A 12,364-nucleotide genomic window follows, 5' to 3' on the forward strand; every position below is an offset into this window, starting at 1 on the left:
GGAAGGACGGGCGGCCGGCGGTGTCCTACGCGGGCTCGACGGGCAGCCACAGCTCGCAGGTCGCGGTGGTGAAGTCGGCCGACCGGTCGAGGAACGCGACGATCGACGGGCCCGGCCGCAGCCGCCACGGGTTGGACGGGAACCACTCGGTCGCGGTCGCCGCCCAGGCGGTCTGGAGGGCCTGCGGGTGGGGGCCGCTGGTGCGGAAGACCGCCCACGTCCCCGCCGCCGTCTCGACGGAGTCGAGCCCGTCCGGGACCGGGGTGGCCCCGTCCAGGGCGACCCCGTGCAGATAGGTGAGCTCGCTGCCCTCCCGGGCGTCGGGGTCGACGCCGTCGCTGACCTGGAGCAGGCCCGCCGGTTCGGTGTCGCCGAGGGCCTTCAGTCGCGCGTGCTCCTCCTGCGGCAGCGCGGCGATGTGCCGCTGGATGTGCGGGTTGACGCCCTCGTGGACGAGGGGGACGCGGGCCGCGTGGCCGACCAGGCGGAACGCGGGGCGGTCGACGAGACGGGTTTCCATGGGAGTGCTCCCTTCGACGGTCAGGCGGAACCTGAGCCGTGGTTGTGTCCTCAAGGGGCCCCCGTCCCGGCGCACGTCGCCGGGTGCGGCGCCGTGCACCGCCCGGAACGCGCGGCCGAACGCCTCGGTCGAGCCGTACCCGTACCGGACGGCGACGCCCAGCAGGTCCCGCTCGCCCCGGACGAGGTCGGCCGCGGCCACGGTCATGCGCCGCCGCCGCACGTACTCCGACAGCGGCATGCCCGCCAGCGACGAGAACATCCGGCGCAGGTGGTACCCGGTGGTGCCGACCGTCCCGGCCAGCGCGTCCACGTCGAGCTCTTCGCCGAGGTGCTCCTCGACGAGATCGACGAGGCGGTTGAGTGCCGCGATCATGGGGCCTCCTTCTTCCTTGCGGTTCCCACTCTGGCGGCGGGGGTATGGGCCGCGCCCGATCGTTCCGGACCGGATCGGTCGGACCCGCGCGCGGCACGCGGAACGGCGCGGGGACCCCCGGTCCCGAAGGTGCCGGACCGGTGCCGCGCGGTGCGATCCGATCACGGGACGGGGGGCGGGACCGGGGGCGTACGTACCCTGGAGGGGACGGGTCGGCCGGGGCGCGCCCCCGGGTACGGAGGAGGAGGTGGTCGGTACGGACCGCACGGGTGTGTTCTGGTGGGTGCTCGTCGCCGCGACCCTGGCGGTGGCGGCCGTCCTGGCCGTGCGCCTGTTCCGGGCCCGCAGGCTCCTCGCCGACTCCGGCATCCCGATGTCCCGCAAGATGCTCTTCTGGGGCGCGCTGGTCTACCTGGTGAGCCCGGTGGACCTGCTGCCCGACCCCGTCCTCCTCGACGACATCGGCGTCCTGCTGGTCGCGCTCAGGATGCTGCACCGCGCCGGTGCGCGGGCGGTGGAGCGGAGGGCCGAGGGCACGGGCTGATCCGGCCGGACAGGTCGGTACGGGGCTCGGGTGGCGGTCGCGGGGGTACGCGGCGCCTACGGGTCCGCCCGGGGTGCCGCGAGCGCCGTGCCGAGGCCGGTGCGCGCGTAGCGGACGACCCGGCCCCGGCGGTGCCGGTCGACCAGCCCCGCCCGCAGCAGAATGCCGAGGTGGTACGAGACGGTCGCACTGCTCCAGCCGGTCCGCAGGCTCAGCTCGACCGTGGACGCGGGCGTCTCCAGCGTGGTCAGGAGCGCGGCCCGGGTCGTGCCCACGAGTCCCGTCAGGGCCGGTTCCGCCGGGCTCGCCGGGCGCTCTCCGAGGGCGCCGATGCCGCGCGCCCGGTAGAACAGCACCGGCGTGTGCGGATACTCGGCGGCGAACAGCACCGGGCCGACGTGCGTCGTGGTCGGCACGAAGAGGACCCCTTCGTCGGCCCAGTCGATGACCCCGGAGTAGGCGCGCTCCAGGACGAGCTCGGTGCCCGTCCAGCGCATCCGCTCGCCGAGGTCGTCGAGCACCGCCGCCGCGCCGTGCGCCGCCATCCGGTCGGCGCGGTTGCCGATGTCGGCGTCCAGGACCGCCCGGACCCGCGGCCAGTCCGGCGCCAGGACGGCCTCGAAGAGGACCGCCATCGCCTCCGCCGCCGCGGCCGCCACGGCGCCGCCGCCGTCGCGGGCCGGAGCCGCGAGCGCCGGGGGCATCGGCCGCCGCCACCGCTCGTACACCGCCGCGCTCGGGTGCAGCGCGAGGACCTGGGGCCACACGCGCCGGCCGCGTATCGCGATGTCGAGCTGGTAGTCGACCTCCTCGACCGGGGTCGCCGCGATGCGGGCGACCACCTCAGGCAGCGACTCGCCGGGGCGCGGCACGGGCGTCAGGAAGTCCGGGATGTAGCTGTGGTCGACGGGCACCAGGGCTTCGAGGAGCGCCAGCCGCCCCGGCGGAAGCGCCCGCCGGGCGCGGGCGTGCCACTCCCGCGCGTGGGCGGCCGGATGCCGGCCGCGGTGCCGCAGCACACCGAGCACCTCCATGGCCGCGGACGTGGCGAAGCGCGACCTGCTCCAAGCCCGTGCGTCCAGCCGCACCCTCATCGCCATCCCGCGAGTGTCCCACCGCGGCCGGGGCGGGCCGATGGATTCGAAGACCCTCGAATGCGTGGAGGCCGCCGCCGTGCTCACCGGATCGTGGGCCGCGACCGTGTCACCCCGACCGAGGAGGCGCCTTGCGCTCCGACCTGACGACCGAGAGCACCGAGAGCACCCGTGGGACGGCCGCGGATCCCGGCTGGGACCGTCCTTCCGCCGCCGCCTCCGTCGGCCGCCGCGGCATCGTGCGCATGGGCGCCGTCCTCGGCTCGCTGGGGCTCCTGGCCGCCGCCGCCCCGGCGTCGGCGGCCGGTGCCGCGCCGGTGCCGACGGCCGGCGATCCCGCGGCGCGCAAGCCGATCCTGGTCGGCGCCAACCCCGGCCTCCAGCTCTTCGACGGGGCCGGCGCGTGCACCGCCTACCTCTCGACCTGGCAGGTGGACTGGTCCACCCACGGGGCGGGGAACGTCCTCGTGCTCTGGCGGCCGGACGGCGTGCGGGTCGTCGGGGAGGACCCGCGCCTCGCGCTCTGGCTGGCCGACCACTTCGTCCGCCACTTCCCCGAACTCGACGGCCTGCCGTGGTCCGCCCCCCGGTTCCACCGGTCAGAGGTCCTGGTCGGGATCGACCTCGCGTCCGGGCTGCGGGCCCGGGGCGGCGGCGTCGACGTGAGCATGGCCGGGGTCCTCGACCGGCGCGCCTTCGCCACCGACCGGTTCCCGCTGGGCGACACGGAACACAGCCTGAGCCTGGTGCTGGGCCCGTGCGAGCGGGCCCGGGCCCACGTCGACGGCCGCCTCCTGCCCGGTGCGATCAGCCGGGGAGGGACCCCGGAGCGCCCGTCGTCGTCGGCGTTCCTCGCCGCGGCCGAGGTGTGGCGGGCCTGATGCGGCGCATGCCCCGGGGCGACGTCGGATCGCCCCGGGGCACGGACCGGGAGGGGGGTCTAGACGCTCCAGATCTCCTTGATCGTCTTCACTTCGCCCTGGGCGCCGAGGGTGATCTCGTAGACGTTGCCGAAGCAGCCGAAGGGCGCTTCCACCTTGGGGTAGTCGTCGGGCGCCCCGATCTCCCGGGCCAGGCAGCGGTCGACGTGCAGGGCCAGCTGCTCGTGGTTCACCCGCTTCCACCGGCCGGGGCCGTCGGCCAGGGCCAGGTCCGCCGTGACGCTGGTGGGGAGCACGTAGTGCTTGGTCGGGGCGTCCTTCTCGGCGCCGTAGATCCAGTCGTTCGGCGTGCAGTGCGGCGTGGCCTCGGCGGCCTCGAAGCCGCCGGCGTCACGCATCAGCGTGATCTTCACCTTCTGGATCCCGGCGGGCAGGACCGGGGGGTTGCCGCAGTCCCCGCCCTTTCCGTCGCCGTTGACGTCGTCGGTCGGTTCGCCGCCCGTGGCCGGGTCGGCGGCCGGGGTCCCGGACGCGGTGGCCGACGGAGCGGCCGGTGCCGAGGTTCCGCCGCCGGTGCCCGCGGTGGTGCCGGCGGCCTCGGAGCCGTCCGGGCCGCAGGCGGTGACGCCGCTCAGCGCGGCGAGGAGGGCGAGCGCGCCGAGGGCGCGGCGAGTCGATGTCATTGCTTCATTCCCCCGAATGAGACGGCGCCGGAAGCCGGCGCACTGACGTGATCATGATTGATCGACGGGGCTTTCTACCTCACCGGGCCGGTCCGGGGCCAATCGGCGGGGCGAGCGGCGGGCCGGTGCGGTCCGCGCCGACCGGGACGGTGCGGATCCGGCCAGATCCGGGGAGCGGGGGAGCGGCCGTCGTCCCCGAGGCCGTCGGCGGCTGGGGCGCCACAGCGGCCGATGTTGGTTTCTAGCCAAATTCGGTTGCTTGTGTCGTTTTTTGAATGCAGCCGATTGGATTTTATGCCGAAAATGTTCAAGCGGCATGTGATTGTCATGAGCAGGGGGAGAACCATGAACGGCGGACGGCCAGACCGGGGTGCCCCGGTCGGCGAGGAACCTTCCACCGGACCCGATGACGTCGACGCGTGGGTGGCCGGACTCGGCGACTCCGTCTTCGCCCCCCTGGGCAGACGGGACCAGCGGATCCAGGCCGAGCGGTACACGCGCGGGCTGCTCAGAGCCACCGGCCGCAAGACCCTCCGCAACATCGCGGACCAGGTCGGCGGGGAGGCCGCCCGCCAGAGCACCCACCACTTCATCAGCGGCTCCTCCTGGGAATGGACCCGGGTCCGGCGCGCCCTCGCCGCCACGGCCGGACGGATGACCGAACCGCGCGCCCTGGTGGTGCTGCCGACCGTCGTCCCGAGGGTCGGCACCCGCTCGGTGGGGGTCGGGGAGCAGTTCGTCCCCCACCTGCGCCAGACCGTCCTCGGCCAGCAGTCGTACGGGGCGTGGCTGGCGTCGGCCGAAGCCGCGGTGCCGGTGAACTGGCGGCTGGTCCTGCCCCCGGAGTGGACGGAGGACGCCGCGCGGCGGCGCGGCGCGAGCATCCCCGAGACGGTCCGGCCGGAGACCCTGGAGGCGTGCGCGAGCGAGACCGCCCTCGAACCGCTCCGCGACTGGGGCGTGCCCCCGTGGCCGGTGGTCGTCGACAGCGAGGGGCTCGACGTCGCGGAGTGCCTCCGGCACTTCGACCGGGCCGGCGTGCCCCTCGTCATGCGGGTCTGTCCGTCGACCCCGCTGCGGATCGACTGCACGGCCCTCCAGGGCTACAGCGACCGGGAGATCCAGGCGGAACAGCTCGTCGAGTCGATGAAGCGGATGCGCCGCCCCCTCGAATGCCAGGACGCGCGGGGCCGGCCGCTCCAGGACGCCGTGGTGTCCGTCATCCCGGTCGTGCCCGCGAGCATGCCGGGACCCCGGCGCGAGCCCGGCCGCCAGCTGCTGCTGATGGCCCACTGGCAGGGCCGGGAGCGGCGGCCGGCCAAGATGTGGCTCACCAACGCCGCCGACCTCCCGCCGGCCGACGTGATCGCCCTGGTCGAGCTCGCCGAGACGGTCACCCGCGACTTCCTCCCGATCGCCGAGGGCGTCGGCCTGCGGGACTTCGGCGGCCGCTCCTTCCAGGGCTGGCACCGGCACGTCACGATGGCCTCCGTGGCCCACCTCGCGGCCGTCCTCGCCGGCCCCCGCACCTTCCCGGCGACCCGCGCCGCCGCCCTCCCGGCGGCCCGCGGCGGCTGACCCGCGACTACGACGACCGGCCCCGGAGCCGCACGAAGCGGTACGGCTCCGGGGCCGGCGCGCGCGTCGGGTCCGGCTGGACTCCTCTTCGACCGCCCGTCGAGGGCCGGAACCGACTCTGGGCACCGTCAAGCGTGCTTCGAGCAGACGGTTCTACGGAGGAACAATGGCCGAGCGGCAGCAGCGGGTGGCAGTGGTGACCGGGGCGACCAGCGGGATCGGCCTCGCCGTGGCCGCCCGGCTGGCCCGGGGCGGTGCCCGGGTCTTCGTGTGCGGGCGGGACGAGGACCGGCTGGCCGGGACCGTCAAGTCCCTGCGCGACGAGGGGCTGGAGGTCGACGGGGTCCGCTGCGACGTCACCGACAAGGAGGACGTCCGCGGCTTCGTCCGCGCGGCGGTGGAGCGGTACGGCACGATCGACATCCTCGTGAACAACGCCGGACGCAACGGCGGCGGCGCCATCGCCGAGATGACCGACGAGCTCTGGTACGACGTCATCGACACCAACCTGAACAGCGTCTTCCTGGTGACCCGCGAGGTCCTGTCCGGCGGCGGCATGCTCGGCAAGGAGTGGGGCCGGATCGTCAACATCGCCTCCACCGCCGGCAAGCAGGGCGCGGTCACCGCGGCCCCCTACTCCGCCTCGAAGCACGGCGTGGTCGGCTTCACCAAGGCGCTGGGCCTGGACCTCGCCAGGACCGGGATCACCGTCAACGCGGTCTGCCCCGGCTTCGTCGAGACCCCGATGGCCGAGCGGGTCCGCCGCCACTACGCGGACATGTGGGACATCACCGAGGACGAGGCCGCCGAGAAGGTCACCACCCGCGTGCCGATCGGCCGTTACGTGGACGTCACGGAGGTCGCCGCGATGGTCGACTACCTCGTCGCCGACGCCGCCGGGGCCGTCACCGCGCAGGCCATGAACGTCTGCGGAGCCCTCGGCACCTACTGATCCGCGCCCTCCCCCCGTATCCCAGGAGCACCCGTGAGCGAGACGACAGGCACGGACACCGGCAGCGGCACCGGGACCGGTGCCGTGCGGACGGCGGCGGTGATCGGCACCGGCACCATCGGCCTCGGCTGGATCGCCCTCTTCGCCGCGGCGGGCCTCGCGGTCCGCGTCCACAGCCGCCGCCCCGACGCCGAACGGCACGTGCGCGCCGCCCTCGGCCGGTACGCGGCCACCCTGCCCGACGGGCCGAGGGACCCCGAGGAGCTCGCCGCCCGGCTGCGCTTCGAACCGGACCTCGCCCGGGCGGTCGAGGGCGCGGACGCCGTGCAGGAGAACGCCCCCGAGGACCTCGCGCTCAAGCGGGACCTCTTCGCGCGGGCCGGTGCCGCCGCCGGCCCCCGCGCGCTGCTGCTCTCCTCGACGTCCACCCTGTCGCCCGACGACCTCGGCGCGGCGACGGCCGACCCGTCCCGGCTGCTCGTCGCCCACCCCTTCAACCCGCCGCACATCGTGCCGCTGGTCGAGGTGGTCGCCGGGGAGCGGACCGACCCGGCGGCCGTGGACGACGCGGTCGCCTTCTACCGGGGCCTGGGCAAGACGCCCGTGGTGCTGCGCAGGACCGTCCCCGGCTTCGTCGCCAACCGGCTCCAGTCGGCCCTGCTCCGCGAGAGCGTCCACCTGGTCCGCGAGGGGGTGGTGACGGTGGCCGAACTGGACGGGATCGTGACCGCCTCCATCGGACCGCGCTGGGCGGCCGTCGGCCCCTTCCGGGCCTTCCACCTCGGCGGCGGTCCCGGCGGACTGCGCCACTGGTTCCAGCACCTCGGGGTCGGCCTGGAGCGCGGCTGGGCCGGGCTGGGCGCGCCGCCGGTCGACGAGGCCACCGTCGGCACGGTGATCGCCCAGGCCGACGAGGCGTTCGGCGACCGCTCCTACGAGGAGCTCGCGGCCGACCGCGACGCGGTGCAGAACGCCGTCATCGCGGCGGTCGCCCTCGCCCGGGCCACACCCCCGGACCCCGCCGAGGGCCGGGCGCACGGTGCGGCGGCGGGGGACGCGGACGGCGCGGCGACGGACGGTCCGGCCGGGACCGTGCGGATCGGAGCCGTACCGCGGTCCGCTTGAGGTCCGCTCGAAGGGCGGTCGGGCTCCGGTCGAGGTCCGCTCGAAGTCCGCTCGACGTTCGCTCGGGAACAACTCCCTTCCTGATCAAGGCAATTGACCTCGACCGCGGTTGAGGTTGCACGATGGGGTCACGGGCCCGCCGGAGAACCCCGGCACGCCCGTGACCCCATTCGTACGAGGAAGGAACCACCCATGCTGGCAGCAGCCATCCGAGCCTTCGGCGCCCCCGAGGCGATCGAGGTGACGGAGCTCGACACCCCCCGTCCGGCCCCCGGCGAGGTGCGGGTGCGGGTGAGGGCGGCCGGAGTCCAGGCCTACGACTGCGCCGTCCGGGCCGGCTGGAACCCGCCCGGCATGACCCTGGCCTTCCCCCAGGTCCTCGGCAACGACTTCGCGGGCGTCGTCGACGAACTCGGCGAGGGCGTCACCGGCTTCGCCCCCGGCGACGAGGTCCTGGGCTGGGCCGTGCTGTCCTGCTACGCCGAGTACCTGGTCGTGTCGGCCGACCAGGTCGTGGCCAAGCCCGCGAACATGCCGTGGGAGGAGGCCGGTGCCTTCTCCGCCTCCGCGCAGACCGCCCACACCGCCCTGCGGGCGCTGGAGGTCGGCCCCGGCGACACCCTGCTCGTGCACGCCGCCGCCGGCGGCGTCGGCACGATCGCCGTCCAGCTCGCCAAGGAGTGGGGCGCCACGGTCATCGGCACCGCCGGCGAGCGCAACCACGACTACCTCCGCTCCCTCGGCGCGATCCCCGTCACCTACGGCGACGGGCTCGCCGACCGGGTCCGCGCCCTCGCCCCCGACGGGGTCACCGCCGCCCTCGACGGCATCGGCGGCCCGGCCCTCGACGTCTCCGTCGAGCTGGTCAAGGACCGCGGCCGGATCGGCACCCTCGTCGACTTCGCCCGCGTCGAGGAGCTCGGCGTCCGGGCGATCTTCAGCCAGCGGTCCGCCGAGCGCCTGCGCGAACTGACCGGGCTCTACGCCCAGGGCCGGATCCGCGTCGAGGTCTCCCGGGTCTTCCCGCTGGCCGCCGCCCCCGAGGCCCACCACGAGGTCGAGACCGGGCACGTGCGCGGAAAGATCGTCCTGGCGATCGACTGACCCCTCGGGACGCCACCCGCCCCCGGGGCCGGGGGAAACGCCCGCCCCGGGAACCTCCCGGGCCCCCGGGACCACCCCGGAAACGCTCCCGGGGCACCCCCGTACCACCCCGGGAAAACCCGCCCGACCCCTCCGAGGAGACCCCCGTGAAGATCGAGATTTTCTCCGACATCCTCTGCCCCTGGTGCTTCGTCGGCAAGCGCCGCATCCAGGCCGCCCTCGACCTCTTCGGCCACCAGGACGAGGTCGAGGTCGTCTGGCGCAGCTACGAGCTCGGCCCCGAGGCCGAGCGCGAGCCCGGCCCGACGGCCGCGAAGGTCATGGAGACCTGGATGGACCCCGCCGCCGTCCCCGCCCGGGTCGCCCAGATCCAGGGCCACGGCCGGCAGGAGGGCCTGGAGCTCAACATGCACCTCTCCCGGCCGGTCAACTCCTTCGACGCCCACCGGCTCACCCACCTCGCGGGGAAGTACGGCCGCACCGACGCGATGGTGGAGCGGCTGCTCCACGCCTACCACACCGAGGCGCTGATCATCACCGACCACGACGTGCTGATCCGCCTCGCCGAGGAGGCCGGCCTCGACGCCGCCGAGGCGCGCGCGGTCCTCGCCGGTGACGCCTACGCCGACGACGTCCGCGCCGACCAGGAGCGGGCCCGCGAACTCGGCGTCTCCGGCGTCCCGTCCGTCGTCATCGACGGCCGGCCCCCGGTCTCCGGGGTGATGGCCCCCGCCGCGCTCGCGGAGCACCTGGAGAGCGCCCGGTCCCGCGCCGGGGCGTGACGCGGCGCCTGGACGCGGGCTCGATCGCGGCTCCAGCCGGACCGATCAGATTGGGCCAGGCGCGCCCGGAGCGTCCAGGCGCGAAGAACAGGGGAACTCAGTGCAGACGAACTGGAAGAAGGCAGCCGGCCTCCTCGCCTCGGTGGGCATGGCCGTCACGGGGGTCCTGGCGTCGAGCGGCTCCGCCTCGGCGGCGGGCGGCGGCACCGCCACCACGACCACGAGCACGCTGCCGTACGTGTGCCAGACCCGCGTGACGGGCTCGTGGATCCCGGTGGACTACTCCCGTACGTTCACCGTGACGGCGCCGGCCACCGTCGCCCCGAACAAGACCTTCAAGGTCACGTTCGACTCGGCGCCGATCAACGCGGTCGCCGCCTACAACAAGACGCTGACCGACGTGCGGATCGCCTACCGGGTGCCGGCCGGCGCCACCGTGCTGGGTTACCGGCTCACCGGCGGCAGCTCCAACCTCGGCGGCGGCCAGTGGGTCGAGCGGCACGGCGACACCTTCGTCGTCCGGTCCGACGACGCCTTCCAGGGCGGCGTCGAGTACGACCTGCCGAACCTGGAGGTCGTCCTGCGCGCCCCCGGCTCCGGCACGCTCACGACCACGGCCGGCGGCACCGGCTTCGACGACCCGTCGTTCTACTGGTACCGCCTGCAGCCCACCACCAACGAGTGGGACCCCTTCCAGTGCTACGCCGACCCGGCCCAGCCGGTGGTCTTCTCCACCACCACGGTCCAGCCCTGACGGGCCGGAACGGATGAACCCGACGGCCGCCGGAGCACCGCTCCGGCGGCCGTCGCCGGACGTACGGGCCCCGACGCCCGGCGCCGTCCCCCCCCACCGACCACGACGGGTGAGACATGAACACCGCACCGGACCGCCCCGCCCCGCGCACGGTCGCCGTCCTCGGGGCCGGCGTCATCGGACTCTCCTGGACCGCCCTCTTCCTCGCCCACGGCCTGCGCGTCCGCGTCCACAGCCGGCGCGCCGACGCCCGCGCGACCGTCACCGCCGCCCTGGAGCGGATGGCCCCCGGGCTGCCCGGCGGCGGCCGCGACCCGCACCGGCTCACCCGCCTGCTGGAGATCGAACCCGACCTCGAACGGGCCGTCCGGGACGCCGACGCCGTCCAGGAGAACCTCCCCGACGACCTGGAACTCAAGCGGGACCTCTTCCGCCGCGTCGGCGCCGCCGCGCCCCCGGCGGCCCTGCTGCTCTCCTCCACCTCCCGGCTGCTGCCCGACGCCATGGGCGCCGCGATGGCCGACCCCGGCCGGGTGGTCGTCGGCCACCCCCTCAACCCGCCGCACGTCGTCCCGCTCGTGGAGGTCCTCGGCGGCAGCCGGACCGACCCGGCGACGGTCGAGGCGTGCGCCGCCTTCTACCGGTCGGTGGGCCGGACGCCCGTCGTGCTGCGCCGGCCGGTGCCGAGGTTCGTCGCCAACCGGATCCAGGCCGCCGTCCTCCGGGAGAGCGTCCACCTGGTCGAGGAGGGCGTCGTCACCATGGCCGAACTCGACACCGTCGTCTCCCGGGGACTCGGGGTGCGCTGGGCCGCCGTCGGCCCCTTCGAGGCCTTCCACCTCGGCGGCGGCGAGGGCGGTCTGCGCCGCTGGCTGGCGGCGGCCGGACCCGGGATGGACGGCGCCTGGCGGGACCTCGGCCGCCCCCGCATGACGGCACGGACCGTCGAGCACCTCGCCGACACGGCCGACCAGACCTACGGGAAGGACGGGTACGCGCACCGCGCCGCCGCCCGCGACGCCCGGCAGAACGCCGTCCTGGAGGCCCTGGCCCGCGCCGGTGCCCCCGGCGACGGCCCCGACGGAACAGCGACAGGGGAAAGGCCCTTCATGAAGCACACCGAGACCGCAGGGACCACCGAGCCCACCGAGACCGCAGGGACCACCGAGCCCACAGAGGCCGCCGGGGTCGCGGGGACCGGGGAGACCGCCGCGACCACCGCGACCGGGCCGGCCGCCGAAGTCGGCCGGGACACCGTCGACTTCTGGTTCGACCCGCTCTGCCCCTGGGCGTGGATCACCTCCCGCTGGATCACCGAGGTCGCCGCGCTCCGCCCGCTCACCGTGCGCTGGCACGAGATGAGCCTCGCCCTCCTCAACAGCGGCACGGAGATGTCCGAACAGCGCCGCAGGATGCTGGACGCCTACTGGGGCCCCATACGGGTCGTGGCCGCCACCCGGCACGCCCACGGCGACGAGGCCGTCGGCCGCCTCTACACCGCCCTCGGCGGCCGCCTGCACGCCCCCGACGGCATCTTCGCCCCCGTGCGCGACGCCACCGCCGACACCTGGCAGCAGGTGATGGCCGAGTCGATGGCCGGAGTCGGCGCCGTCGTCGAGGCCGCGCTCCGGGACGCCGGCCTCCCCGCCGCCCTGGCGAAGGAGGCGGACTCGGAGCGCTGGGACGACGCGCTGCGGGCCTCCCACGCCCGGGTGCCGTCCGACGGCCTCCGCCGGGAACTCATCGGCGTCCCCGCCGTCTCCGTCAACGGCCGCGCCGCGCACTTCGGGCCGGTCCTCAGCGAGATCCCCACCGGCGAGCGCGCCCTGCGGCTGTGGGACGCGCTGCACACCCTCGCCACCGACCCCGCCTTCTTCGAGCTCAAGCGCTGCTCGGACCGCCCGGAGCCCCGCACCGTGCGCTGACCCGCCCCCGCGCGTCCCTCGATCCGTTCCCGAGCCCTCCCCGAGTC

General features: G+C 75.1%; 12 protein-coding genes. 9 read left to right on the plus strand and 3 right to left on the minus strand.

Translation table 11 applies throughout. The features are described from left to right. Positions 1-25: 25 nt before the first annotated feature. The gene (locus IE219_RS10405; RefSeq protein WP_189976302.1) at positions 26-895 is read right to left on the minus strand and encodes an AraC family transcriptional regulator; all 870 of its coding nucleotides are present in this window, start codon (positions 893-895) and stop codon (positions 26-28) included. Between the two features lie 271 nt (positions 896-1,166). Between IE219_RS10405 and IE219_RS31670 the strand changes: the two genes are divergently transcribed. Next, positions 1,167-1,439 carry a YkvA family protein gene (locus IE219_RS31670; RefSeq protein ID WP_229849712.1) on the plus strand — a complete coding sequence of 91 codons (273 nt, stop codon included), beginning with the start codon at positions 1,167-1,169 and terminating at the stop codon, positions 1,437-1,439. A 56-nt stretch (positions 1,440-1,495) separates the two neighbouring features. On the opposite strand, the gene IE219_RS10415 is transcribed toward IE219_RS31670, so the two are convergent. Then, complete coding sequence (locus tag IE219_RS10415) at positions 1,496-2,539, minus strand: helix-turn-helix domain-containing protein (RefSeq protein WP_189976304.1); 1,044 nt, start codon at positions 2,537-2,539, stop codon at positions 1,496-1,498. A gap of 125 nt (positions 2,540-2,664) precedes the next feature. On the opposite strand from IE219_RS10415, the gene IE219_RS10420 reads away from it, so the two are divergent. Then, a complete protein-coding gene (locus tag IE219_RS10420; protein WP_229849692.1) occupies positions 2,665-3,414 on the plus strand; it encodes a hypothetical protein in 750 nt (249 codons plus the stop codon). Between the two features lie 59 nt (positions 3,415-3,473). Here the strand turns inward: IE219_RS10420 and IE219_RS10425 are convergent, their stop codons facing one another. After that, positions 3,474-4,097, minus strand: coding sequence for a hypothetical protein (locus IE219_RS10425; RefSeq protein ID WP_189976305.1), 624 nt, complete (start codon positions 4,095-4,097; stop codon positions 3,474-3,476). A 345-nt stretch (positions 4,098-4,442) separates the two neighbouring features. Here IE219_RS10425 and IE219_RS10430 point away from each other — a divergent pair, with 345 nt between their 5' ends. From IE219_RS10430 to IE219_RS32410, 7 genes are all read left to right on the plus strand, one after another. Next, positions 4,443-5,675 carry an IS701 family transposase gene (locus IE219_RS10430; protein WP_189976306.1) on the plus strand — a complete coding sequence of 411 codons (1,233 nt, stop codon included), beginning with the start codon at positions 4,443-4,445 and terminating at the stop codon, positions 5,673-5,675. Positions 5,676-5,841: 166 nt separating this feature from the next. After that, positions 5,842-6,627: a 3-oxoacyl-ACP reductase FabG gene (fabG, locus tag IE219_RS10435; protein WP_189976307.1), complete on the plus strand. Its 786-nt coding sequence runs from the start codon at positions 5,842-5,844 to the stop codon at positions 6,625-6,627. Positions 6,628-6,660: 33 nt separating this feature from the next. Then, positions 6,661-7,752 carry a 3-hydroxyacyl-CoA dehydrogenase NAD-binding domain-containing protein gene (locus tag IE219_RS10440; RefSeq protein ID WP_373298807.1) on the plus strand — a complete coding sequence of 364 codons (1,092 nt, stop codon included), beginning with the start codon at positions 6,661-6,663 and terminating at the stop codon, positions 7,750-7,752. Positions 7,753-7,944: 192 nt separating this feature from the next. Then, the gene (locus tag IE219_RS10445) at positions 7,945-8,856 is read left to right on the plus strand and encodes an NADP-dependent oxidoreductase (protein WP_189976308.1); all 912 of its coding nucleotides are present in this window, start codon (positions 7,945-7,947) and stop codon (positions 8,854-8,856) included. A 146-nt stretch (positions 8,857-9,002) separates the two neighbouring features. Next, positions 9,003-9,638: a DsbA family oxidoreductase gene (locus tag IE219_RS10450; RefSeq protein ID WP_189976309.1), complete on the plus strand. Its 636-nt coding sequence runs from the start codon at positions 9,003-9,005 to the stop codon at positions 9,636-9,638. Between the two features lie 100 nt (positions 9,639-9,738). Further along, positions 9,739-10,392, plus strand: a complete 654-nt coding sequence (locus IE219_RS10455) for a hypothetical protein (protein WP_189976310.1) — start codon at positions 9,739-9,741, stop codon at positions 10,390-10,392. Between the two features lie 116 nt (positions 10,393-10,508). Then, positions 10,509-12,317, plus strand: coding sequence for a mycothiol-dependent nitroreductase Rv2466c family protein (locus IE219_RS32410; protein WP_308434018.1), 1,809 nt, complete (start codon positions 10,509-10,511; stop codon positions 12,315-12,317). Positions 12,318-12,364 lie beyond the last annotated feature (47 nt).

Source organism: Streptomyces termitum (assembly GCF_014650175.1).
GTDB classification, from domain to species: Bacteria; Actinomycetota; Actinomycetes; order Streptomycetales; family Streptomycetaceae; genus Streptomyces; species Streptomyces termitum.